Source organism: Lactobacillus kullabergensis, assembly GCF_003151025.1.
GTDB lineage: Bacteria > Bacillota > Bacilli > Lactobacillales > Lactobacillaceae > Lactobacillus > Lactobacillus kullabergensis.
Map to the genome: position 1 here is coordinate 1,030,126 of NZ_CP029477.1, position 25,476 is coordinate 1,055,601.

The following is a 25,476-nucleotide window of genomic DNA, read 5'->3' on the forward strand; positions in this document are numbered from 1 at the left end:
TTTCTCCCTTATTCTTTTAAAGCCTTTAGTATTTCGGCGCTAGTTTTTTCTTCGCCTACTCCAGTTACAAAAGAAGTAGCCTGGATTACAGGAATATTTTCTGTGACATTTTTGTCCAATTTTCCAGTTGGAACAATAAAGTCAACTTTATTGGTTTTTAGATTTCCCTGAACTTCTGAAAACTTACATTGAATTATATTTGGCATAGGAAGTCCATTCTCAGAGGCTATACTTTTAACTTTCTCAGAAGCTAATGTTGAAGTGATCATCGAGGATGCACAACATATAATAATAGTTTTTTTATTCATTTTAATTACCTTTCTCGAATAAATCTAAGATTGTTTTCTTATTGTTAGCATCTAATACGTCTTGTAAAAAATTTTGGTTTTGAATTAAATTCATTAATTGCTTTAAAAGTTCAACTTGTTTATCGGGAGTGTAAAATAAAATTTGTATAATAATATTTACTCCGCATAGTTTAGTTGGATCATCCATTTGTTTAAAAAAAACTGGCCGTTTTAAGGTTGTAATTACCAATTGATTAGTTTTACAATGTTGAAAATCTGTGTGTGGAATTGCTACACAAATTTTTCCTGTATTTAATCCTGTTGGGAATTTTTTTTCGCGTTCCTTAATACTATGGAGATAATTTATATCAACTTTTTCTTCTCTTAATAGGTGATCACAAATTCTTTCATAATAAGAATTACAACTTTCAAATACCTGATTGATAAAAATATCATCTTCTGACAATAAAGATTTGTCCATATAACCACCTACTTTATGACTTTTCAATTATATCAATTAGAGACTGGCGTAATTTTGGAACATCTTTATTAATAATGTCTTCTTTCAAAAAAGCACCTGAACCAATTCCAATAAATTGAGCACCATTTTTTAAAAAGATCCCGACATTTTCACTTGAAATTCCGCCAACTGCCATTAGTGGTATCTTTCCTAAGGGTCCTTGAAGATTTTTAAAATATTCCGGTCCTGCTGTAATTGCAGGAAAAATTTTAATTATATCTGCTTTATAATTAAGCATTTGTAATACCTCAGTAGGCGTATATGCACCCGGTATTGTTATTACGTTTTTTTGTTTAGCATAATCGATCATATTTTTGCTAAACAAACATGAACTTAATAAAAATTTTGCATTAGCATCCACCGCAGCAATTTCATCTTTAAGGTTTAGTACTGTTCCAGCACCTATTAAGATTTTTTGGCCAAATTCTTTATTTAGGTTTTTGATGTATTCTGAAGCAGACCGTGTATTCATTGTTATTTCCATCGCAAAATTTTGTTCTAAACCTTCGATTGCCTTTGCAATAGCGTGGGCTTCATCGAAAGTATAGTTTCGTATTATGATTGTATATTTGGGAAAATTATTTATCCCCATTTTTTTCCTCCTCTTCTACAAATTTCAAGATTATTTGATAGACTTCAAATGACGTTTTACAGCTTAAAATTTTATTAATAATATTTTTGTTCATCGCAAGAGAAGTAAATTGATTAATTGCCTTTAATTTATTATCTGTATGAGAAAATGCTACCGGAGCAATAATGTTGACTGTTTTGTTGTAAGGCATTTCGATTGGAGTTTTTGATACTAAAAAACCAATTCCACTATCCAAAATTCCAGTTTTAGGTAAGGAATGTGGAATAGAGATACTAGTTCCCAAAAAACTATAATTATCTGGATTATTAATCTGTCTTTGTAATTCAAATTCATATCGCTTTTCAATTTTTTTGTCTTTCAATAAAGGCTTAATTGCTTTATGCAAGGCAACTTTCCATTCGATATTTGTATCTTTATTTAAAACGATATAGTTAGGATGAAGATAAGAAAGTAAATTATGAGATTTTTTATTATCTGAATTATCGAAGTTTTGCTTTAAAAGCATTCGATTTATGTCAGCTTTTAGTATTTGGTTATCGGTTAAATTGGCATACCTTGAAATAAGCTCGAGAAGCTTATTTATTTCTTTATCCGTTTTTTCTATCTTTAGCTGGTTTAAAACTCTATACCGTAAACCAATTTTTTCTGAATAGTTCATATTTGGCTTAACAACGAACTGTATTTTGTTGGTATTTAATGGCAATGTAGTAAAAACAATGTCAAATCTTTCTTTTGAATTGTTGAATTCTCTAATTGACATAGTACAGATGAAATTTAATTCTGGTAAAATTTCTTTTAAAATTTTTATCAAAATGTTTGACATAATTATACCGTTTGAACAAACTACAATAGCTTTATAGATCGGTTTGTTGATATCACGATTTTCAGGAGTACTAGCAAGTAAGTAACCAAAATAATACGTTAATAATTGCACTTCTCCTTTAGGAAAAGTCTTGCCAATCCAGTCTTCAAGAGGCCTTATTAAATTTTTTATTATTTGAAATAAAATTTGGTGGTTTTCGCTATTATTCAACTCTAACTTTTCAATATTTGGCAATTCGTACTTAACACGATAGCAAGCAGGTCTTAAATGATTCATTAATCTTTTTTCAAACTGCTTTTGATCATCAATCTGAACTAACGTTTTTTGTTTAAAACCCTCTACTATTTGATGAATAAAATGTAAAATTTTTACTTCATCTGATCCGTATTGTAAATTTGTTTTATCATATACGTTAGAAGCTAAAATTTCTAAAACTAACCATTTCAAATCTACATTATCCAAATTTTCTAAACCCGAATAGGTTTTTAAAAATTTATATTCATTTGTTTCGGTGATAAAAGGATCTGAAGGACAGTTAGATTTACAATTGGAATTTTGACTTCTATACAAGATTGTTTGAAACAAATTATTCAAAGCTTTAAAATATATGTCCGAAAAAGTAGCTTTGAATTTTTCTTCAATATCTAGTATTAGAACAGTCGCTTTTTTTGCGATTGTTCTATTTTTTGTAATGGATATAATTAGATCACTTGTAATTAGATTTGGATTATTTAAAAATAATTTAGTTGCTAATTTATAAATATCATCTTTTTCCCCTTTTAGAGAATATCCTTCAACCCGATTATAAATAATTTCTAAATTATTTCTCTTAACAAATTTTTGCGCTTCCTTAATATCACTAATAACTGTGGTCTTCGAATATTTGAGAAAAGATGTCAGATGGTTCAAAGAAACATAACTTGTTTTTAAAATTAAGTAAGTAATGATTAAAACTTTACGATCATGATCTGATAATTCACCAAACTGATCTTCCTTACCTGCCTGAATTAGCAGTCTAATGGAAGTATCATATTCGAAAGTTCCATTTTTATGTCTAGTTATTTCTGGAAAATGTTTTGCCCTCAAAGTATTATTTATTAATTTAACAGCATAATTAATTTGTCTTCTGCTAAGCGATAATTTTTGCATCATCTCCGATATTGTTATGTTAGGTTCTTTTAGTAAAAGGGAAATTATTTTTTGAATACGCTCATTCATTTTCAAATCCCCCTTTCAACTCTAATTATAATCTGCCAATTTAACTTTTTGTATGCGCTTTCGTTTCTAAACTTGTACAAGTGTATGCCTTTGTTATACATTTACTTTAAGATGATATTTGCAAATGAAACCTTTTAATCGTATAACAAATTCCGTGTTTTTGTTTTCTTCTTTAAAATATTTTAAACATAAAAAAACCTGAATTAAATTATCTTAATTCAGGTTTTTATTCTATAAATATTTTTTTATTAGATAATCACTATTTTCCTTCTCTTGCTTCAAAAAATTTACTGAAAAGGATTGTATCCAAAAACCAAAAAAGTAAATTGATTACAAGCATTAAAATTAGAGCTAAAGCCAAATCATCATTTGTTCCTGTGGTTTCTCCCATCATAAATCTAAATGGAAATGAAATTATTTGTAGGCCAATGTTACTGGCTTTGATTGCAAGCCAGGCAACTAAAATAATCACAAACACTGCAATTACCCGAAAATAAGCTTTGCTGAGAGCTTGAGGAAGGAAATCCAAAAGGGCGCGACTGGAGTAATTTAAAAAACTGATAATGAAGTAACCAAAAAATGCGCAAAGAATAGCCATCATGATCGCACCAAAGAAGTTAAACATAATTTCCAGGTCAACTTGTTGCAAATGCCGTCCAATATCAGCAAACATTTCGATTGTGACAGTATGAAACTGACTATCAAAAGTAAAAGTAACAACGCCTAAAATTAATGTGCAAATTATTTCGAGTATCACAAAGAAAAGCATTGCACCAAACGAACTTAAAACATTATCGAAATACAGTTTTTTATCATCAATTGGTACTAAACGCCAAGTTTGATTGCCACTGACACGTTCGTTTTGTAAACAGGTGGTTAAATAAAATATTCCGGTAAAAAGCCACGCTGATAACACAAAAATGGTCAGCCATAAGGTGAAGAAATTAGAAAAAATAGTTCTATTAATGTATACATGGCCGTTATTAAAATTGAAAAACGACATCGCAAATGAAGCTACGGTCTGGATAATTAACAGAAGAGAAATCCATTTGGTTTTTAATCTGAAAAGCACCGTAAAATAGCGATTAAAAATAGCCATTATTCATCCTCTTCTCTTTGATAAAAACTCTCATAAAATTCCTCTACACTTTGATTATCAGCCCTAATTGCTTCAGTCGACTTTTGCATACAAACAGTTTTATTTTTAATAATAACAACTTCATCCAAAACCGCAGCTATTTCATTGACGAAATGATCTGAAACTAAAATAGTGGATTTTTCTTGCTTCCATAAAATTATCGATTTAATAATTTTTTTGCGAGCCATAGCATCAATGCCGGAAAAGGGTTCATCCAAAAGATATAAATCTGTTTTTCTGGAAAAAGTTAGAGCAATTACCAGCTTTTCTTTCATTCCTTTAGACATTTCAGATAAGCGCATGTCAGAATCTAAATTCATGAATTTTCTTAACTGCTCAAATTGCTTTAGACTAAAATCATGGTATAAAATTTGGTAAAACTTGACGATATCATTGATTTTAGTTGAATTAGCAAATCCTGTCAGGCCATCAGTAAAAGAAAGATGTGCCTTTCTGTCAGCTTCTTTGGCAAAACCTGCAACTTTAACAGTGCCTCGATAGTTTTTAGCTACGCCACTAATTATTCGCATTAAAGTAGTTTTGCCCGCTCCGTTTTCACCTAAAAGAGCAACAATTATTCCTGGTTTAAGGGTTAAATTTAAATCAGAAATAATTTTTTTCTGGTTCTTTTTGTAAACTAAGTCTGTTATTTCTAAGGGATTGCCCATTATTTACGCTCCTCTTTAAGATATTCAGTTAAAGATTTGAGAATTTGTTCATCAGAAACCCCTAAAGAGTTCATACTCTGAACAAATTTGTCTAGTTCAGCGTTAATTAATTCCCTTTTCGTTTTTTCAAGTAAAGTAGTATCTTCAGTGACAAAATTACCTTCTCCCCTCTTGGTATACAAAATGCCTTCAAAGTTCATTTGTTGTAAAGCACGTTGCACCGTATTGACGTTCACAGTGAGTTGCACTGCCAGTTCACGCACGGAAGGAATTTTTTTACCGGGCTTCAATTTGCCGGTAATTATTTGTCGATATAGGTATTGCTTAATTTGTAAGTAAATGGGAATGTTATCTTTAAATTCCACAAGTCCACCATCCTTTGGCCGTATTACACCTATAATACACTATCATAAACCAGATTTATTTTTTCCGCAAACCTTTTAATTGTTGTAATGACTTGCTTTTTTGTGAGAAATTACAAAATTGTAAAAGTAATTTTTTTCTTAATTGCCTACCTACTTACGTTCACTGGCTTCATAAAAATGATTAAATAAGAAAACGTTGCTGCCCAACAAAATAAGATTGCAAATTGTGGTTGACAAAATTGCAAAAGGTAAATCACTAGAATAAGCAAGACCGTAATTAGCTGGATTAAATACTGACAAAAGAATTTTGTAGACAAATATATGTTGAATTTTAAAAAAGAACCAGATCAGTACAAAAATTATGAATAAATGGAGTATCTTTACAAGTGCTCCATTAACGTTGGCGGGTACAAAATCTATTATGGACTGGCTAGCAAAGTTAAAGAAACTGATAACAAAATATAAAAAGAAACAACTTAAAATGGCTAAGACAATCGTACCAATTACAGTCCAGAAAACATTGTAATCAAAATTAGGATGCAGATCCATTAGGAAATCATGAAGTCCTCGTTGAAAATCTTTATCAACCAAAAAAGATAAGAAACCTAGCATAACTGCAGCAACTACTTCAAGCGCAAGCATGTAAATAAAAGATACAAATGTACTTAAAACATTATCAAGATAAAACTGGCTGTCACTTATTCCAGCTGACCGCCAGGTTTGACTTCGATTAAATTTTTCACTTTGCAAAGGGGTTAAAATGAATACAAATAATATGACAAGAAAGGCTAAGATGACAAAATATAATGTCCATTCTGGTATCAGACCGACATTATTTTTTAGATTTTTTTGAATATGCCAATTTGTAACTTCATAATAAGTAAAAAAGGCACATGCTAATGCTGCGATTAATTGAAAAAAAAGTATAATGTGTAATTTTCTTGTTTTAATTTTAAAAAATCTGTTAAATAACCTGCTAAACTCCGCCATTTTGGACTCCTTATTTTCATTTCTAACTGGTGACAAATATTGTTTTACTAGCTACTTTTTTTCTTCTGCTTCAAAGAAATACTTAAATAAAAAGATATTAATAACGTACATTATTAAATTAACAACTACAACAATTACATTAACATAGGGTAAAGCGTTGTTATAAGCCGGATTGAAGTTTAAAAAATTCAAAAGGCTGCCTAAAACTTGATCGACAAAAAATTTTTCTGCTTTGGTAAAAAGTAGGGCTATTACGATAACAATAAAAATATGTAATAGTTTGACAATTAACCCACTTGAAGCTACAGGAAGATAATCCATGATGGCTTTACTGGAAAAATTTAAAAAGCTGATCAATAACGAAATGAAAAAGCAACATAAAAGTAAGAGTAGCATGATATCAAAAATAAAACGAATTGTATTCGGTTCAAAATTTGGTCTAAATTGCTTAAACATTCTTTCGCACGAATTACGAAAATCCTTGTCCATAAAAAATGAAGCAGTTAGCAAGATACCAGCAACAATAATGTTAAGAATAATGAAATAAACAAATGTTGCAAATGTGCTTAAGCTGTTAGCGATGTAAAATTTTTCGTCACTGATTGCAGTTAAACGCCATGTTTGGTTATGGTTAATCTTTTCATTTTTAACAATAATATAAATGAAAAAGAAAATGACAAAAAAGACACCTAATAGACAAAAGCCCATTAACCAGTCAGGTAAAAGCTCAGTATAAGAATTTAAAAATTCACTTATCTTACCTGTCCCAATTAGCAGACCAAAAACAGAAAATGCAAGAGCACCAACTGTTTGAATTATTAAAAATGAATAAACATTTTTTGCTTTTTCTACAAAAAATCTGCCAAACAAACTTTTAAATGAGGTCATACTCTTTCCTCCCTACTATGAAAATATTGTAAAAAATATTAGGATTTACTTTTCTTCTGCTTCAAAGAAATGATTGATTAAGAATACGTCGATACCAAGCATTATTAAATTAGCAACAAACATCATACCTACAACATATTCTAATCCAGCAAGATCAGTCGCTTTTAGTAAAAAAAGATTTACAAAAGAGTTTATCAATACTCTATATAGCTTAACAATCAGTCCCATTAATATGATAATGATGAATATACGAATAAAAGAAATTAAAATATGACTTGATGCTTGTGGTAAAAAACTTAAAATTGCCTGACTGGAAAAGTTAAGGAAACTAACCAAAAAATAAATAAAAAGAGCAGTTAGAATTACCAACAGTATAATACAAATAAAAGTAAGAAATGTGTCAGTATCTAAATTGAGTTCAAACCGCAAATTTTTGCCAAATTTGGGATAGGCAAAAATAGATACAAAGAATAATCCAAGCGCAATGATAAAATCTAAAAAGACAAAATAGATTAGAGAAACAAATGAACTTAAGATGTTATCAATATAAAACGTGCCATCGCTGATTGGTGCTAGGCGCCATGTCTTACTTCTATTTAAGCGTTCATTCTGAACGACAGTTAAAATAAATAAAATAGGTCCAAACAAGAAAGTAAAAGAAGCAAATAGAGCCATCCATCCTGGAAAAAATTCAAGGTTATTGTTCAAATTTAAGTGAAACCTGCCAGAATAAAAACTAAAATAAGTAAAAAAAGCTGATGCCAGAGAACTAATAAATTGCAGGACAACTAGAAGATGAACATATTTGGCTTTTTTTTCAAAAAGTTTGCCAAATAAATGGTTAAACATGACCATTATTCATCCTCCGCATCGTATAAGCCTTCATAGTAGTCTTCGACACTCTTATGATGTTCTCGTATCTCTTCAGTTGATTTATGAGCATAAATGGTTTTGTCCTTGATAATGACTATTTCGTCCAGCATACTAGCGATCTCATTCACAAAGTGATCTGAAACGAGAATTGTTGATTTTTCTGGTTTCCATAAAATGATTGAGTTAATAATTTTTTTACGAGCCATAGCATCAATACCAGAAAAGGGTTCATCCAATAGGTAAAGGTCAACTTTGCGCGAAAATGCAAGTGCAATAATTAATTTTTCTCGCATTCCTTTTGACATCTCAGATAATCGCATTTCAGAATCTAATTTCATAAACTGACGAAGTTGCTCAAATTGTTTGCCATCAAAATCTTGATAAATGATTTCATAAAATTTAACAATATCTTTGATTTTTGTTGAGTTGTTAAAGCCCGTCAGACTATCAGTGAATGATAGTCGGGCTTTTCGTTGAGCCTCTTTACTTTCACCAGAAAGTTTAACGGTTCCACGATAGTTTTTAGCCATCCCACTAATTACCCTCATTAAGGTCGTTTTACCAGCACCGTTTTCGCCTAAAAGTGCTACTATTTTCCCCGGTTGTAAATTTAAGTTGATATTATTTAAAATTGTCTTCAGATTTTTCTTGTAAGTTAAATCTCTAATTTCTAAAAGATTATCCATTTTTTAACTCCCTACTTTAAATGATTAGCCAAAATAAGATGAGTTTGTTTTGGCGTGATTCCTATGCTTTTCATGTTCTGAACAAACTTACGTTGTTCAGCAACGATCATGTCTCTTTTGATTTTTTCCAATAATTTTTTATCGCTAGTAACATAATTACCCTCTCCCCTTTTAGTAACCAGAAGACCGGAATTAATCATTTGTCTAAGCGCTTTTTGAATAGTATTAACATTCACTGTTAACTGCGTTGCTAAATTACGTACAGAAGGTATCATCTGATTTGGCTCAAGCTTGCCGGTGATTATTTGGCGACATAGATATTCTTTTATTTGTATATATATAGGCAAACTGTCTTTAAAATTCATAATTCTCTTCTAACTGTATTACATTTATAATACACTATAATATTACAATAAACTTAAAAGTTATGCAATTACTTACTTAAAATCTTTTTCTGCGAAAGATTAAATAGCCGGTAATCACAAAAATAAGAATATAGACTAGACTACCCATTAAAAGCTCTTGGTTATTCAGGTGGGTAGTTAAAACATACATGCCATAATTACCATATTGCCTGGTTAAGTCCACCATATTAAAAGGGTTCCATTTCATAATGCTTATAAGCTTGCCCCCGTTCATTAATTCGGAAGAAATGTTTTGACCTATAAATGTCACTAACAGGCTTGCTGCAATTACAATTGCACTACTATTAATTAGGCACGAGAGTAAAAAAACAATAGCAATAATTAACATTGTAGTTACTAAATCTATTAGAGAAGCAGTTACCATGTTTAGCCATACCGGCTGATGGTATAGATAAAGTTCTGACCAATTAACTCGATAATTAAATATGGTATAACGCAGACAAATGGTATAAAAAAGAGCTAGCAGATGCAGAAAAACATTATATAAGAATAAAACAATATATTTTGATAAATAAACATATATTTTATTAGCAGACTTATATAAGAGTGTTAAAATCGTATTGTTTTGAAATTCCATTGAAAAACAGGTGGCACCTACTATCACTAGGATAAACATGATAAAATCAGAAGAATCAAAAGTTAATGTTAAAATTAGCTTTTTACTTTCATCTGCTAAAGCGAAACCGGCAATAAGCATTAGAAAAAATAATATGATAGATGCAATCCAAGTAATTTTGCGGTGCACTAATTTATATAATTCCTGCTTAATACTAAAAATCATTTTAGTAATCTCCTCTCTTTATACTCGTCGATGTTTGAATAGATAATACCCTAGAACCATAAAAACTATGCCGTAAACGATATTGGCTATAATTAGTTCAAGACTTGATAAATTCGATTTTAAGCTAAGGCTTGGCTTTGATAATTGCTGGGAAATAAAAATCATATTTAAAAAATTCCATTTAATAGTACTTATAAAATAGGGAAAGGTTTGCATTAATCCTTTGGAAAAGCTGGCACCAAAAAATGCTAGTACAATTCCAAAACAAACTACTACAGCGTTATTTTTAACCAGCATAATGAGCATAAAAGATAAGCCAATGCTAAAAAAAGAATAAATCAATGCTCCTGCCAGGTTAGTTACCAGATCATTTAAAAGATTATTACCATTTTTGTTAACTAACCAATCATATCTGACATTATTAAAGAACATGCTTAAAATCAAGGTAAGTAAAAATGCAATCACTGTTAGGAGAAAACTATAGACTAAGACAACCAAAAACTTGGAAAAGTAAATTTGAAACTTGCTCGAAGTCTTATACTCCAGCATGATAATCGTGTTATTCTTGTATTCCATTGAAAAAATTGCAGATGCTACGGTAATAACTATTAAAGGAATCCACTCATTTGCACCAAATCCGTAGCCAAGGGATTGGCGCGTAATAGGATTAGTAAAAAAGTTGTAAATCATTGTTACAATGAGAATAATCAGACCATACAGAGCAATGTTTTCATGCCTGAATTTATAGATTTCCTGTTTAAAGCTTATAAGCATTCTGTCTATCCCCTTTTCTTTTCCAAGACATCAACTACAATTCGTTCAAGGTTGGCTTCAAGCGGCAAAATTTCTTTTAAGTGAACACCTTCGTTAAATAGCAGATCTTCTATTTTGTATATGTCGTTTTGACTTACTATCAAATAATTTTCATTTTCTGTAAATGTGATCTGGTAAGCAGCAAAAATCTTTTTTGCAAGTTTATTATTTTCAGTAGTCAAATGGTATTTTTGGTGACTAATTTTTTCAAATTCTTTGACCTCTTTATTCAATATAATTTGTCCTCCGGAGATTAAGACAACTCTCGTCATTACTTTTTGTAATTCACTTAAAATATGACTTGAAATTAAAAAAGCTGTTCCTTGATCAGAATATCTTTTGATTAATTTTCTTACTCGAATCGTTGATTCAATGTCAAGTCCGTTCATTGGTTCATCAAGAATTACAATTTGGGGCTGATTTAATAAGGCGATTGCTATGCCTAATTTTTGCTTCATCCCCAGTGAATATCCTTTAGCCTTATTATTAATATATGAATCCATTTGTAATTCGGAAATTAGGTTTGCCATATCTTTTTGATCATGAGCATAAAGGGTCAAATTCTGCATTCCAGTAAGAAATGGGTAAATTGCCGGATGTTCAATTAATGCTCCAAGCATTGTTAAAGCATGATGGTCATTTTCAGACACATTTTTGCCATTGACCTCTATTTTTCCTTTAAATTTCATTAAGCCTAAAATGGTTTTCATAATAGTTGTTTTCCCAGCACCATTAGGGCCTATCAAACCGATTATTTCACCAGCTTTAACATCAAAAGTAGCATTATTAACTAGTACTGTCTTGCCCACATAAGTACTAACATTATCAACTCGTAGTGCAATCGCACTTTGCATAGTCGCTCATCCTTTCTCTTTTATAATAATAGTGAACTAGATAAGTAATACACTAGTATGATAAAATAAATAATTAACTTTTGCAAGTTGTCTTTTACCTTTTGTCTTAGAAAAATTTAAGTGTTCCACAAATTGTCAATATAAAACTTTAAAAATAAAAAAGGCACATAAAACCATTTTTGATAATGATCCTATGTACCTAGATTTAAATTTCTATTAATTGTGCATAATTTTACTAACTTTTTAGAAGTTAAATTATGTCCATCAGAATAAGATTTAAGCTTTTAATTATTTTAATAAGAAGTATTAAAAACAGTCGTTTTTGTTTCACTATTTGTTGCTATTTGCATTCAACTCTATCATTTTAATCATTACATCTACTGCTTTTGCCATAGATTCAAGCACGGTATATTCAAAGCGTCCGTGCATATTTTCTTGCCCGGAAAAAAGATCTGGACAAGGCAACCCTCTGTAAGTTAAAAGTGAACCATCAGTGCCACCTCTGACAGGGTCCTCGTTGATCGTAAGTCCTTCAGCCTTATATGCTTTTCTAGCTAAGTTAACAATTTCCATATGGTCTTTAAGAATATCGGCCATATTGTAATATTGATCTCTCATGTTAAGCTTAATTCTCTCAGTCCCGAATTCTTTGTTCATTTGATTAACAATAGCCTTGACTTTATTTTTACGATCTTCCAGACCATCCCTTTCAAAATCGCGAACGATGTATTCCATTTGAGCATTATCAACCGTGCCAGTAAAATTGGTTAGATGATAAAATCCTTCCCGGCCCGCAGTCTTTTCAGGGACTTCGTTTTGCGGAAGCTGATTTTGGAAGTTAATGCCAACTTGGATAGCATTAATCATCTGATCTTTAGCTACAGAAGGGTGCACATTTACCCCTTGAATATCAAGGGTAAAGGTTGCAGCAGAAAAGGTACCCCAATCTAACTTACCCGGAGCACCACCATCAACGGTAAAAGCGAAATCCGCTCCAAATTCATCAATATCAAAATGCTGTGCGCCCATTCCAATCTCTTCATCAGGAGTAAAGCCAAAGCGAATTTTACCGTGTTTTATTTCTGGATGGTCTAATAAGTATTCTGCTATAGTAACAAGCTCTGCTACTCCACACTTATCATCGCCGCCAAGAAGTGTGTCTCCTGAAGCTGTAATAATAGTTTGTCCTACATATTTTTTCAAATTTGGAAATTCGGCAGGATCTAAATAAAACTGTGAATCACCCAACTGAATTTTAGATTTCCCATCATAATTCTCGTGAACCTGTGGTCTGACATTTTCAGCATTAAAATCAGCAGTATCACAATGAGCTAAAAGTCCCATTACTGGAACATCATAATCTACATTAGCTGGAATTTCGGCAATAACACAGCCTGATTTCTGATTATAATGCACCTCAGATAAGCCTAATTTTTCTAGGTCAGGTAGAATTACTTCTTTTTGAAATACTTCTTGCCGCTTTGTTGAAGGAAACCTGTCTGAATGTTCATCAGAGCGTGAATTAACTTTTACATATTTTAAAAATCTTGGTAATAAATTTGGATACTCCATCTTATCTCCTTAATTAAAATAAATCTTGAAATGGGTTAGTTGATACTTGTGATTCTGTGACATCAACATCCCATGAATTTTCTTTGTTCCATTTAAGCAACTTTTGAAAAATTTTTTGTTTAAATATTTTTTCAGTATAGTGCCCTGGATCAACTACTGTCAAACCTGCTGAAATCATATCATGTCCCGTATGGTAATATACATCGCCTGTGATAAATGCATCTATTTTTTCTTCTACTGCTTGATGCCAATATTTTCCGCCGTCACCACAAATAAAGCAGACAGAAGAAATCAGTTGCTCATTATCAGCAGTAATTAATCTTACCATTTTTACGTGCATTTTGTCTTTGACATAATAAGCAAATTCTCTAGCAGAAAGAGGCTGGGCTAGTCTACCCTTACGCCCTATAGCTATGCCATCTTCATCAGGACAAAATGGTTCAACATCTTTTAATCCCAGTTCTTCAGCTTGCCAGTCGCTTGACCCATCTTCTGCTTTATCAGAATTAGTATGAATAGAATAGACGGTAATTCCATGAGCAATAATTTTGCCATACATCGCATATTGGGGATTAGCAAAATCAAGATTTTGAGCTGGACGAAACATTAACGGATGATGACTAATGATTAAATTTGCCCCTTTTTGTATTGCTTCGTCAACTACCTGAGGTCTGACATCTAAGGTAGTTAAAACCTTGGTCACTTTTTGCTTCATCGAGCCGATTTGAAGACCAACTGGATCACCTTTACTAGCTATTTCTTCTGGAAAATGTTGCTGTAAAACAGCTATTATATCTTCTACTTTAGTCATTTATTTCTTCCTCGATCATTTTTATTTCTGACTCAATTTTGTGCATATAGACCAAATCTTTTTCTTTAGCCTTATTTAAATTAAGCAGTAATTTCTCGTGATATGCAAGTTGACCTCGCCATTTTTGATAAAAAACTTCATTTTTTTCTGTTAAGATTTCTGGACCAAAAAATAATTCTTTTTCTGTCAATTTAACAATTTTATTAGTTTTTTCTGCCTTAATTAGTTCGTATGTGTGTCCTGCTTCAGCAATAATTTTTTCTCTTTTTATTTGATAATTATGATTCATTAACCAGTTTCGGACACCGGGCTCACCTATATTTGGCTCAAGGATTAAAGTTTCGAAAATAGAATCTTTTAGCCAAGCATCATTTAAAATCTGCGTTATTAACTTGCCGCCCATTCCGGCAATAGTTACTGTATCAATTTGATCAGCAGAATTAATAGTATCAAGTCCTGCCCCAAGCCTAGTTTCAATATTCCCATCTAAACCTGCAGCTGCTATGTCTTTTTTCGCATTTTCCAATGGTCCAGCTGCAACATCACTAGCAATAGCAAACTGAATTTTATTTTCTTTCACCAATTGAATCGGTAAATAAGCATGATCAGTACCAATATCTGCAATGCGTGCACCCTGGTCAACCATTTGTGCCAATGAGTTCAATCTTAAGTTCATTTATATCCTACTTTCTTCATAATAAAATTTTAGCATAGTGAATTTTTATTAGATAAAGATAAAATAACGATTTTAAATACTTTTTTTTATTAGCTTCTAAATCGATCTTACGATCAAACATGCTTGCTTCATCTGTAGATATGTGATGAGCAACTTCGATCACTGTTCCGGAAAATTCTTTTAAAAAAGTAGCGTGAATTTTTCGAGATAATTTTGTGTCCAATGAGGAAGTAGCTTCGTCTGCTAACAAAATTTGTCTTTTCTTGAGCAGTGCGCGGGCAATTTCTATGCGCTGATTTTGTCCTCCTGACAAATTTTTACCTCCAAGGCCAACTTGATAATGATATCCCTTTTTTCTTACCAGTTCTTCTAGGCCAGCTTTAGCAACGACCTTATTCAGTTCTTGTTTGGTAACCTTTTGTCCTAAAGTAATATTGTATTCAATCGTGTCGTTTAAAATAAACGGTTGTTGATTGATCAAAGCAAAGAGTTCATGATCTTTATTCCAATTGCCACTAGCTTTTTCTCCATTTATCAGGTAAGAGCCTAAATCCAGCTTATATTTTCCTATCAAGACTTTGAGCAAAGTTGATTTTCCCCAACCTGAAGGAGCCTGTAATAATATTTTTTCACCCTTTTTGATTACTAAATTTACTTTTTGAAAAATAGTTTGTTTATCAAAATAGATTGTGGCATTAATTAAACTCAAATTATTGAAAACAGGGATTGAACTAATATCGCCTGCGGGTCTTTTATACTTTTGTATTTTTATAAATTTAGTCCAAATGGGAGTGGTCGTTTTAATATCATTAACGCACATAAAAATATTAACTATCGGATTCACGAAATTATTCGATAGCTGCACAATCATCATAAAAGTACTCAAGGTAATATTTCCTATAGTTATCAAATAAACTCCAACACTAAATGGAATAATCATGCCAAAACAATATGCAGCAAAAGAGGTTAATTCGTTTGCAATGCCCTTGGATAAATTCGTTGATTGTAAGGCGTCCTCCATTTTGCGAGCGCTTTTTATTAAGCGCTTAGCAATAGAATTTTCTGAATTATATAAAGAAAAAATGGTTGTGCCGTTAATCGTTTCCGTAACGGTAGCGGTATAATTACTATTTGCCCTTTCCCATTTTTTAGAATTAGCAGAAATTTTTTTACCGGCAAAATTTTGAACTAAGGCTGGAATTATTGCTGCAATAAAAAAGACCAAAGAAATAAACCAAGATGTAATCACTGCAGTGATAATAGCAGTCAAAAATTTTAAGATGTAATTAAAAATTTTTAATTCGGCAACAACTTTACTAGTCTCAATTTGTTTAAGGTCGTTTGTCATAAATGAAGTATCAAGTTTAGCTTGATCATTAATATTAACGATATGATCAGTTGCTATCTCTTTGATTTTGATATTAATATCATGGATCAAATTTAAAAAGGAATACTGAAAAAGTATTCCAATTATACTGAAAATAATTAATCCGCTAATGGCGAATAAAGTTAATCCGAGCAAATTTCCCGTAGGCTTTTGAGCAAAGGAAATGAATACTTTTAATAGATAAGCTAAAAATACTGACTGAAATGAATCAAGAATTGAAATAATTAGAAAAAGAAAAAGTTTCCATTTCTTTGCATATTTGATAGCCATGTTATCCTCCTAAAACTTAAAACAGTATTACAAGTATAATGGAACAAATTAATAAAAGCCACAAAATCTCTGGTCTAATTTTAATTTGCCGGCAAAAAAGTGAGAAAAATTTCCTTTTTCTTTCTAAATTGCTATTTTATAATTGATAATAAGATTTAAAAGAAAGAGATTTTTGACTTAATGGATAGAACTGAACCTGTTACTTTGACAAATATGTGCATGATTAAAAAAAACGATAATATCTTAGTTTTGGATCGTAATGACCCTTATTGGCCAGGATTGACTTTTCCGGGTGGTCATGTGGAAAATCACGAATCTTTTTATGACTCAGTAGTGCGCGAGGTTAAGGAGGAAACGAATTTAGATATTAAAAATCCTCGTCTTTGTGGAATTAAACAATTTTATGATGAAAACGACCACCGCTATCTTGTCTTTTTTTATATTGCCACTAAATTCACTGGTAAAGTCAAGGCCTCAAGAGAAGGTAAATTAACCTGGATGACTAAAGAAGAGCTTTTCCAACATAAATTAGCATATAATTTTGACCGCGACTTGCTGGTATACTTTAACGAAGATATTGATGAGCATATCTTGGACGGTAAACGGGATGAATTATTTTAAGGAGTATCGAAATGCTTTCTGAACAAGCAATTAAGCGTTGGCATTTAGGACAAATAATAGTCCAAGAAATTCTGATCATTGTGGCATTTGTGCTATTTTTTAAAATCAAACCCCTGACCAAGAGTAGACTAGGAGCAGTAGTAATTCTGCCGGTTTTATTCATACTGGTTCTATTGCAACTAACCCTTTTATGCGAAAAACATCCTGAAAGAAAGTTAGTTCAATTTAATCATTATTTTCAGTCCGTCAATATATTATTGTGCTTTTTTGCACTACTCAGTTTGGGAGCAGCATTTATCAAAGTTTTGAATAATAAGAATGTGATCTTTTTATTAATTCTCTTTACGTTGTATGAACTCATTATGCTAGTTCCGATGGGAGAACTGGCATGGGGCAAAATAAAGAATCCGATTGGCCAGATCATAACTTTATTGTTGTTTGCAAGTTTGATTGTTTCGCTGCCTGAAATTTTAACTATGGATAGCCATTCTTGGCTTCAAGTTCTCAACACCACAGGAATCACAGGTAGCATTTGTTTTGTGATTTCATCAATTGTTGTAATGAAAAGCTGGCACTATCAAAATCCGAGTTTGAGAATAAGCTCAAGGGCAAATTATTCAGTTCTTGCGTTTATATTTATTTTTATTGTTGCTGACTGTTTAATTAATGCTTTTAATGATGCAAATAATTTAGGACAATTGCTAACACGCTGGGATTTTCATATAACAACAAAACACGTAACTCAGTATATTTGTCAGGGCATAGAAGCTGGTGTAGCTGAAGAATGGTTAATGCGTTTTTGTGTTTTAAGTATATTACTCAAAATATTTAAAAATTCTAAAAATCAAGTTTTATTGGCAGTATTACTGGATGGTTTGCTTTTCGGTTCAATTCATCTTACTAACGCACTGATGCAACCACTCTCTGCCACAATTTTACAAATGATTAATGCGTTTGCCGCAGGTATTGTTTTTGCTGCAGTTTATTTATATACAGGTTCTTTTTTGGTTAATTTGGGCTATCATGCAGTTTATGACATACTAGCCTTCCTAGCTACTGGCTCAACAGTTATGACAGTACCCCATATCTTTGACTGGGAATATCTCTTTATTACCACTTTGATCTATTTGGCTTTTGCTTTCTTCTTATTATCAGGTAAGCGAAAAAGTGTTATCGAATATAATTTGCAGCAACGGGGACTAGAAAATAATCATGGTGCCAGCGAATTAACTTTTAGATAATAAAAAGACAAGATTTTTTGGAATCTTGTCTTTTTGTTTAGCTATTTAATCTAGAAAATCACGTAATTGATTTGACCTACTTGGATGTCTTAATTTCCGTAAAGCTTTAGCTTCAATTTGACGAATCCGCTCACGGGTAACTCCAAACACTTTGCCAACTTCCTCAAGTGTTCTAGTTCGACCATCATCGAGTCCAAAACGTAAGCGAAGAACATTTTCTTCTCTGTCTGTTAAGGTGTCAAGCACTTCTTCTAATTGCTCTTTCAGCATTTCATAAGAAGCATGTTGTTCTGGACTAGTTGCATCCTTATCCTTAATAAAATCTCCTAAATGTGAATCATCTTCTTCACCAATTGGAGTTTCCAAGGATACCGGCTCTTGAGCTATCTTTAAGATATCACGAACTTTAGACGTAGGCATGTCCATTTCTGCCCCGATTTCTTCTGGAGTTGGTTCACGTCCTAAGTCTTGCAGTAATTGTCTTTGGATCCTGATTAACTTATTAATAGTTTCTACCATGTGAACTGGAATTCTAATGGTTCTTGCCTGGTCGGCAATCGCACGAGTTATTGCCTGCCTGATCCACCAAGTTGCATAGGTTGAAAACTTGAAACCTAAGCTGTAATCAAATTTATCAACGGCTTTCATCAGCCCCATATTTCCTTCTTGAATGAGATCAAGAAAAGACATCCCACGGCCTACATAACGTTTGGCAATAGAAACAACTAAACGCAAGTTGGCTTCTGCCAGCTCCTGCTTAGCTTCTTCATCACCTTTTTCAATCCTTTTTGCTAAAGAAATTTCCTGATCTGCATTCAGTAGGGGTACCCGACCGATTTCTTTCAGATACATTCTGACCGGATCGTTCATTCTAACGCTTGAAGGTGCTGACATATCTTTTAATTCAGCTTTTTCAACATCTTTTTGCTTTTTCAAGGCTAATCTCGAGGGATTCCCTTTTTCATCAACAATACTGATGCCGTTATCCTCAAATTCTTGAACTAATTGGTCAACTGCTTTTCCCTGTAGTTTATAGGGCTTAATCAATTGAGCAACAAATTCTTTTTCCGTAATAGATTTATCTTTTTTAACATCTTTAACAACCTTTTTTACCATCTTGTCTAAAGATAATTTTTCGTTGCTAGCTGCTTTTTCCTTATCTGCCACAATAAGCCCCCCTTTAACCCTGAATTCTTTTTAACTGTAAAATTTTACGAGTAATATCTAATATTTCCTCTGTGTCAGTTTTTCGTTTTGCATCTTGTAAATCATTCATTAAATGTTGCAGTTCAATATTAATTTTGCGCATATTTAATGCGTTTATTTGCTCATCAATTTCGCGGTCTGAAAAATCCTGGGGCATGTTTGTCATTTCAGCATTAACTATTATACCTTGAAGTTCCCTCGGAATAAAATCTAAGAAACTATTAACTGTTGGATTTTCTTCATTTTCACTAAAATTTAACCATAATTCCGCTAATTTTTGAAATTCTGAGTCTGGGAACAGGAATTGATGGGATAATAGATATTCACGAGCATGTTTTGAATGAATAAATAAATATAATAAGCGAGTTTGAATAGGATCGCTAGCTTCCTGCTTTTGAACTTTATCAACTAGTGGATTTGAATAATTATAGGATTCACTTTGTTCTGGAGCAGGATAACCTTGATGCCTTTTTGCTTTATTTTGTTGCCTGCGGTATTTTGTCAAATTCACTTTAAGTGAATCTTGTTCCACTCCTTGTTCCTTGGCAATTTTGTTTAAATATAAATCTTGTTCAACTGGATTAGACAACTGAGCTATTTCTTTCATGGCATCATCTAAGTACGCTAATTTTTCCCTGTCATTTGCGAGATTATATTTCTGTTTTAACCTTTTCAAGAAAAAATCTGTTGGCGTCAAAGCACCTTTTACTTCGTCCTTGTATTTTTCAATACCATATTTTTTTACAAATTCATCAGGGTCAAGTTTTTCAGGCAAAACAACAATTCCTAAGTTAAAGCCTCCAATTTGGTTGAACATTCTTGTTGCCCGTTCTTCGGCATGTACTCCCGGATCATCGCCGTCATAATTGATAATGATATTTTTAGTAATCCTGCGTAACATATATACTTGTTGATCTGTCAAACTGGTTCCCATTGAAGCAATGCCAGACTTTATTCCGGCTTTATATGCTGCAATTACATCCATGTATCCTTCATACAAAATCAAATGATTTTCACTTCGGACTGCCTTTTTTGCTTCAGCAAAATGGAACAGATTCTTTGATTTAGTAAATACTTCGGTCTCAGGACTATTAATATATTTGGCTTCAGTTTTATCATTAGAAAGTCTTCTTCCAGAAAACCCTACCACATAGTCCCCTTCATTGCTAAGAGGAAACATTAATCGTTCCCTAAAGCGATCAAATAATTCTCCATTTTGAGATTGAACAAACAAACCACTTTTTACCAAGTCCTCATCTTTAAAATCTTTTTCTCTCAGATAAGTCAAGAGTAAATTGTTTTGTTTGGGAGCATAACCAATTCGAAAGTGACTGATAATGTCATGGTTAAGACCACGCTTTTTTGCATAGTTATACCCGGGCTTTCCCGCATTAGTAGAAACCAATACTCGATGATAAAAGTCAGCTGCTTCTTCATTTATTTTGATGAGAACATTCGAAAATTTAGGCTTTTGACTGGAATATTCTCCAATGTCAATATGAGCAAAATCTGCTACTTTTTGAACACTTTCCGGAAAGGTTAAATTTTCCTTATACATGAGGAACGAAAAAACATTGCCACCTTTTCCGCAACCAAAGCACTTGAAAAACTGTTTTCCTTCGCTAACAGTAAATGAAGGAGTTTTTTCTTCATGAAAAGGACAGAGACCGACATAGTCTTTGCCTTTCTTTTCAAGTGAAACGTACTGACTTATGACATTGACAATATTCACATTATTACGAACTTTAGCAATTGTTTCTTCAGGTATAAGACCAGCCATCTTTCCACCTACTCTTATTTAATAACTAATTTGCTTAGATCGCCAAGTCGCTTTGCAAGTTGAGCTACTTCGTTAAGCTGCGCCAAGCGGTTATTTTTAATAGCCTCATTCTTATCCATTATCATATTTGTGTCAAAGTAAACGTCAATGACAGGTTGTAGCTTCACAAAACTATCATATAGTTCTGCGAGATTATCAACTTTACTTAATTTCTTTACACCATCAGCAAGTTCAGTTTCAGTATTATTTTCAAACATTTCTCGTTTTACAACATTCTGTCCCTTGTACTTAGCTTTTTGCAAAATATTGTTTATTCTGATTAAACTTTCAACAACTGGCTTGAATTTATCATCATCATGATGTAATTGCAAAACTTTTGCTGCAGCCAAAATTTGGATGGGATCTTGTTGACTTGAAGCTAGAACTGCATCAATGATGTCATATTTATAGTTATTTTTCTGTAAATACTGTTTAATACGATCCCGAATAAAGGATGAAATTTCCTCTTCCTGTTCAGCTTTTTTAGGCAGTTTAGCTGGTGTCTTATTTTCAAGAGCTGAAACAATTTCCGGTAGCATTTCATTAAATGGTAATGACCATTTTTGGTTTAACAATATTCGTACAATGCCATAAGCATAACGACGTAGAGCATATGGATCATTTGATGAACTAGGAATCATGCCAACAGCAAAGAAAGTAATAATTGTATCTAATTTATCAGCAACAGATAATAATGAACCCACTGTTGTTTTAGGCAATTCACCTTCAGAAGTGGTCGGCATATAATGCTCTTCAATAGCATCAGCAACATCGTCCTTTTCACCTGCTAATTTTGCGTAGTGTCTGCCTATTACTCCTTGAAGTTCAGCAAATTCTCCCACCATTTGAGTAACTAAATCAAACTTGTACAATTCGCTGGCACGGTCAAAGTCTTTAACAACCTGTTCATCAAGTTGCCATTTGTTAGCTAAAAAATCACCTATAATACGGACACGCTTCATTTTTTCAGACATTGATCCAATTTTATCGTGAAACGAAACGTTATCAAGTTTTTGAACAAAATGGCTCAGAGGATATTTACGGTCCTCATCGTAAAAGAATTGTGCATCATCCAGACGTGCTACTAGAACTTTTTCATTTCCTGAAACAACATTTTCCAAGTAATCTTTATTACCATTACGTACAGCTATGAAATGATTAATCAAGTTGCCATTTTGATCATAAACTTCAAAATAACGTTGATTATCTTTCATGGAAGTTATTAATACTTCTTTAGGCATTTCCAAATACTTTTTGTCAAAAGAACCAGTGAAAACTGTAGGATATTCAACTAGATTTGTTACTTCTTCAAGTAAACTTTTATCAGGCTTAATTTGCCAATTATTCTTTTTTACTAACTTATTCATTTGGTCAACTATCATTTTGCGACGTTTTGTTGCATCAGCAATTACAAATTGATCTTTTAAGGCGTCTTCGTAGTCGCTGCTATTAGCCAAAACCACACTATCGCCCAGGAAACGATGACCTTCTGTCTTTCTTCCCGCCGTAATATCGAGGATTTTGACAGGCACTACTTCGTTACCATAAAGTGATACCAGCCAATGAATAGGACGAACAAATTCAAAATCATGAGAGTCCCACCGCATCTTGGTTGGAAAAGTCATAGCTTTAACGATGTCGCTCATTCCTAAAAGAATATCAGTTGTTTTTTTTCCTTCTTTTCGGACATGCACATAAGCATATTCGGTACCTTTTAATTCTTCAAAGTAAATATCATCAGTAGTCATTCCCTGACCACGGGCAAATCCTTGAGCAGCTTTAGTCCAATTTTCATCCTGATCCAAAGCAATTTTTTTGGCAGGTCCTTTTTTAATTTCATCAATATCAGCTTGCTTTTCAGAAAGCTCTTCTACTAGAACTGTTAATCTCCGAGGCGTAGAGAAGGTTTTAATACACTTAAATTTAAGTTTATTTTCTTTCAGAAATTTTTCGGTTCTTTCAGCTAATTGCTTAACGCTCTTCCCAACGACATGGGCTGGCATCTCTTCAGTGCCAATTTCAAATAAATAATCTTTAGCCATTTTCAAGTCCCGCCTTCTTATCTTCTGCACTTTTCAATAAAGGAAAGCCTCTTTTTTCACGCTCTTCTACAAAGCATACTGCTACTTCATGAGCCAATTTCCTAATTCTAGCTAAATATCCTGCTCGTTCAGTAACCGACACAGCTCCTCGAGCATCAAGCAAATTAAATGTATGGGAACATTTCAAAATATAGTCATAAGCCGGTTGTACTAAATTCAACCCAATTAATTCTTGAGCTGTTCTTTCGTATACATCAAAAAATTTTAATAGATCTTCTTGATTAGATTCATCAAAAGCATATTTAGAGTTTTCATATTCAGCTTCTTTAAAAATGTCACTGTATAAAACGCCATCACCCCATTCAAGATCGAAAACAGAATTAACATCTTGAATATAGGAAGCCAGTCGTTCAACACCATAGGTAATTTCACTCATTGTTGGCTTAACATCAAGTTCACCAACAGTTTGAAAGTAAGTAAACTGACTTACTTCCATACCGTCAAGCCATACTTCCCAGCCAACTCCAGCGCAGCCCATTGAAGGATTTTCCCAGTTGTCTTCAACAAAGCGAATATCATGTTCCAATGGATTTATTCCTAATTCTTTCAAACTATCCAGATAATATTGCTGGATCTTTTCTGGAGCCGGCTTAATTACTACTTGAAATTGATGATGCTGAAACAAGCGATTAGGGTTATCTCCATACCTGCCATCAGCCGGACGCCTTGAGGGTTCTACATAGCAAGCCGCCCATGGTTCTGGACCAACAGCCCGTAAAAAGGTATAAGGACTCATAGTTCCTGCTCCCTTTTCAACATCATAAGAAGGCATTACCATGCATCCTTTCGAAGACCAAAACTTCTCTAGTTTAAAAATCATATCTTGAATATTTAATTTTTTCTGTGCCATTTTTATTTCCTTTCTGCATAAGACCATAAAAAAAGCCTATGCAAAACATGCATAGGGACGAGATTTAGTCGCGGTTCCACCCTAATTCAGGAAATAAATTCCTGCTCTTAATTAACTTAGCTAGAGGTGCCTTTTCCCAGATGCTCTCACACTCCCAGCACTCGCTTAACTGGTACTTTTTTTATCCTCATTATAGCCAAAACATATTATTATTTTATCATAAAAAGCATATAATCTGAAGGGCTAGTCAGTTAATTTTAATTCGTCCAAAAACTTTTTAGTTTTGAGGTTGAGATCAATTGTTTCCTGATAAATACGGTCAATTGCTCTGCGTGTAGCTTTTTTAGTAGGAGATTTAATTTTAATATCACCTAACTTGTTAAATGGAAGTAAAAAGATAGTTCTTAAAACAGCTGTTTCTCTCGGTTTTAAATGTAGACGACCTGGATCAGCATAAAAATGCTTACTGCACAAGATGCCGCCATTTTTGATTGAGTAGTCAAACTCTCCCTGCTTTTCACCACAGATCACACAGCTTCTCAGCTCTGGTTCAACCCCATAAGCCGCTAGTAATTGCATTTGTACTATTTGAGTTATCATTTCGGGATCGGTTCCAAAATTAATTTTTTGCAAAGCAAATTTTGCAAGATCGTAATACCTGCCTAGATCCTGATATTCAATAAATGCGTGATCGATTAAGTCAATAATAAAAGAAGCATACGCATTTTTTATTAAATCATCATATAATCCATCAAATTGTTTTACATTCTTGTAAGTCCTTAACGTACTCAAACCGTGTCCAGAAGAATAAATGACGTAAGTTCCATACGAGAAATTCAGTAATGAAGCACCTAATTTAGATTTTGATTTTAGAGCACCGCGGGCAAGAAGTGTAATTATGCCATTTTTTTCGGTCATTATTTTAGCCAATAAATCTGCTTCATGATACTTTTGTCTTTTAAAAATTATCCCGTGTACTTCTTTCAATTGACGAGCCATT

The 25,476-nt window shown here is 32.7% G+C and carries 26 protein-coding genes; 2 read left to right on the forward strand and 24 right to left on the reverse strand.

The features are described 5' to 3' along the window. Positions 1 to 8: 8 nt before the first annotated feature. From DKL58_RS04840 to DKL58_RS04930, 19 genes are all read right to left on the reverse strand, one after another. Entirely contained in the window at positions 9 to 308 is a 300-nt protein-coding gene (locus DKL58_RS04840; protein WP_046332128.1) for a PTS sugar transporter subunit IIB, read from the reverse strand. A gap of 1 nt (position 309) precedes the next feature. Then, positions 310 to 768, reverse strand: coding sequence for a PTS sugar transporter subunit IIA (locus DKL58_RS04845; RefSeq protein WP_109586295.1), 459 nt, complete (start codon positions 766 to 768; stop codon positions 310 to 312). A 13-nt stretch (positions 769 to 781) separates the two neighbouring features. Then, positions 782 to 1,399 carry a bifunctional 4-hydroxy-2-oxoglutarate aldolase/2-dehydro-3-deoxy-phosphogluconate aldolase gene (locus tag DKL58_RS04850; RefSeq protein ID WP_109586296.1) on the reverse strand — a complete coding sequence of 206 codons (618 nt, stop codon included), beginning with the start codon at positions 1,397 to 1,399 and terminating at the stop codon, positions 782 to 784. Continuing rightward, positions 1,386 to 3,440, reverse strand: a complete 2,055-nt coding sequence (locus DKL58_RS04855; RefSeq protein WP_109586297.1) for a BglG family transcription antiterminator — start codon at positions 3,438 to 3,440, stop codon at positions 1,386 to 1,388. The genes DKL58_RS04850 and DKL58_RS04855 overlap by 14 nt, the downstream gene beginning before the upstream one ends. A 259-nt stretch (positions 3,441 to 3,699) precedes the next feature. Beyond that, entirely contained in the window at positions 3,700 to 4,539 is an 840-nt protein-coding gene (locus DKL58_RS04860) for a hypothetical protein (protein ID WP_109586298.1), read from the reverse strand. Beyond that, positions 4,539 to 5,246, reverse strand: coding sequence for an ABC transporter ATP-binding protein (locus DKL58_RS04865; protein WP_109586299.1), 708 nt, complete (start codon positions 5,244 to 5,246; stop codon positions 4,539 to 4,541). Before DKL58_RS04865 ends, DKL58_RS04860 begins: the two co-directional genes overlap by 1 nt. After that, the gene (locus DKL58_RS04870; protein WP_109586300.1) at positions 5,246 to 5,611 is read right to left on the reverse strand and encodes a GntR family transcriptional regulator; all 366 of its coding nucleotides are present in this window, start codon (positions 5,609 to 5,611) and stop codon (positions 5,246 to 5,248) included. The genes DKL58_RS04865 and DKL58_RS04870 overlap by 1 nt, the downstream gene beginning before the upstream one ends. Before the next feature lie 150 nt (positions 5,612 to 5,761). Then, positions 5,762 to 6,601 (reverse strand): hypothetical protein, encoded by an 840-nt coding sequence (locus DKL58_RS04875; RefSeq protein WP_045928101.1) that lies wholly within the window; start codon positions 6,599 to 6,601, stop codon positions 5,762 to 5,764. A 51-nt stretch (positions 6,602 to 6,652) separates the two neighbouring features. Continuing rightward, positions 6,653 to 7,489, reverse strand: coding sequence for a hypothetical protein (locus DKL58_RS04880; protein WP_045928102.1), 837 nt, complete (start codon positions 7,487 to 7,489; stop codon positions 6,653 to 6,655). 45 nt (positions 7,490 to 7,534) lie between these two features. Continuing rightward, positions 7,535 to 8,338, reverse strand: a complete 804-nt coding sequence (locus DKL58_RS04885; RefSeq protein WP_162542330.1) for a hypothetical protein — start codon at positions 8,336 to 8,338, stop codon at positions 7,535 to 7,537. A 5-nt stretch (positions 8,339 to 8,343) separates the two neighbouring features. After that, complete coding sequence (locus DKL58_RS04890) at positions 8,344 to 9,048, reverse strand: ABC transporter ATP-binding protein (RefSeq protein WP_109586302.1); 705 nt, start codon at positions 9,046 to 9,048, stop codon at positions 8,344 to 8,346. Between the two features lie 11 nt (positions 9,049 to 9,059). Beyond that, a complete protein-coding gene (locus DKL58_RS04895) occupies positions 9,060 to 9,413 on the reverse strand; it encodes a GntR family transcriptional regulator (protein ID WP_045928105.1) in 354 nt (117 codons plus the stop codon). A 76-nt stretch (positions 9,414 to 9,489) separates the two neighbouring features. After that, the gene (locus tag DKL58_RS04900) at positions 9,490 to 10,254 is read right to left on the reverse strand and encodes an ABC transporter permease (RefSeq protein WP_109586303.1); all 765 of its coding nucleotides are present in this window, start codon (positions 10,252 to 10,254) and stop codon (positions 9,490 to 9,492) included. An 18-nt stretch (positions 10,255 to 10,272) separates the two neighbouring features. Next, complete coding sequence (locus tag DKL58_RS04905; protein WP_109586304.1) at positions 10,273 to 11,028, reverse strand: ABC transporter permease; 756 nt, start codon at positions 11,026 to 11,028, stop codon at positions 10,273 to 10,275. 5 nt (positions 11,029 to 11,033) lie between these two features. Next, complete coding sequence (locus DKL58_RS04910; RefSeq protein ID WP_109586305.1) at positions 11,034 to 11,921, reverse strand: ABC transporter ATP-binding protein; 888 nt, start codon at positions 11,919 to 11,921, stop codon at positions 11,034 to 11,036. A 330-nt stretch (positions 11,922 to 12,251) separates the two neighbouring features. Next, positions 12,252 to 13,493, reverse strand: a complete 1,242-nt coding sequence (gene pepT / locus DKL58_RS04915) for a peptidase T (protein ID WP_109586306.1) — start codon at positions 13,491 to 13,493, stop codon at positions 12,252 to 12,254. A 13-nt stretch (positions 13,494 to 13,506) separates the two neighbouring features. Further along, entirely contained in the window at positions 13,507 to 14,304 is a 798-nt protein-coding gene (locus tag DKL58_RS04920; RefSeq protein WP_109586307.1) for a Nif3-like dinuclear metal center hexameric protein, read from the reverse strand. Next, positions 14,297 to 14,980 carry a tRNA (adenine(22)-N(1))-methyltransferase gene (locus tag DKL58_RS04925; RefSeq protein ID WP_109586308.1) on the reverse strand — a complete coding sequence of 228 codons (684 nt, stop codon included), beginning with the start codon at positions 14,978 to 14,980 and terminating at the stop codon, positions 14,297 to 14,299. Before DKL58_RS04925 ends, DKL58_RS04920 begins: the two co-directional genes overlap by 8 nt. A gap of 16 nt (positions 14,981 to 14,996) precedes the next feature. After that, on the reverse strand, positions 14,997 to 16,637 hold the full coding sequence (locus DKL58_RS04930; RefSeq protein WP_109586309.1) for an ATP-binding cassette domain-containing protein: 1,641 nt from the start codon (positions 16,635 to 16,637) through the stop codon (positions 14,997 to 14,999). Positions 16,638 to 16,817: 180 nt separating this feature from the next. Between DKL58_RS04930 and DKL58_RS04935 the strand changes: the two genes are divergently transcribed. Both DKL58_RS04935 and DKL58_RS04940 read left to right on the forward strand, forming a co-directional pair. Then, positions 16,818 to 17,258: an 8-oxo-dGTP diphosphatase gene (locus DKL58_RS04935; RefSeq protein WP_109586310.1), complete on the forward strand. Its 441-nt coding sequence runs from the start codon at positions 16,818 to 16,820 to the stop codon at positions 17,256 to 17,258. An 11-nt stretch (positions 17,259 to 17,269) separates the two neighbouring features. Continuing rightward, complete coding sequence (locus DKL58_RS04940; RefSeq protein ID WP_109586311.1) at positions 17,270 to 18,499, forward strand: CPBP family intramembrane glutamic endopeptidase; 1,230 nt, start codon at positions 17,270 to 17,272, stop codon at positions 18,497 to 18,499. 45 nt (positions 18,500 to 18,544) lie between these two features. On the opposite strand, the gene rpoD is transcribed toward DKL58_RS04940, so the two are convergent. The 5 genes from rpoD to recO all read right to left on the reverse strand — a co-directional run bounded on the left by rpoD (position 18,545) and on the right by recO (position 25,475). Then, a complete protein-coding gene (rpoD, locus tag DKL58_RS04945; RefSeq protein ID WP_034979792.1) occupies positions 18,545 to 19,666 on the reverse strand; it encodes an RNA polymerase sigma factor RpoD in 1,122 nt (373 codons plus the stop codon). A gap of 13 nt (positions 19,667 to 19,679) precedes the next feature. After that, positions 19,680 to 21,485: a DNA primase gene (gene dnaG, locus DKL58_RS04950; RefSeq protein ID WP_109586312.1), complete on the reverse strand. Its 1,806-nt coding sequence runs from the start codon at positions 21,483 to 21,485 to the stop codon at positions 19,680 to 19,682. Positions 21,486 to 21,499: 14 nt separating this feature from the next. Then, positions 21,500 to 23,566 (reverse strand): glycine--tRNA ligase subunit beta, encoded by a 2,067-nt coding sequence (glyS, locus tag DKL58_RS04955; RefSeq protein ID WP_109587005.1) that lies wholly within the window; start codon positions 23,564 to 23,566, stop codon positions 21,500 to 21,502. Next, a complete protein-coding gene (glyQ, locus tag DKL58_RS04960) occupies positions 23,559 to 24,476 on the reverse strand; it encodes a glycine--tRNA ligase subunit alpha (RefSeq protein WP_034979786.1) in 918 nt (305 codons plus the stop codon). Before glyQ ends, glyS begins: the two co-directional genes overlap by 8 nt. Before the next feature lie 243 nt (positions 24,477 to 24,719). Then, a complete protein-coding gene (gene recO / locus DKL58_RS04965) occupies positions 24,720 to 25,475 on the reverse strand; it encodes a DNA repair protein RecO (protein ID WP_109586313.1) in 756 nt (251 codons plus the stop codon). Between the last annotated feature and the right edge of the window lies 1 nt (position 25,476).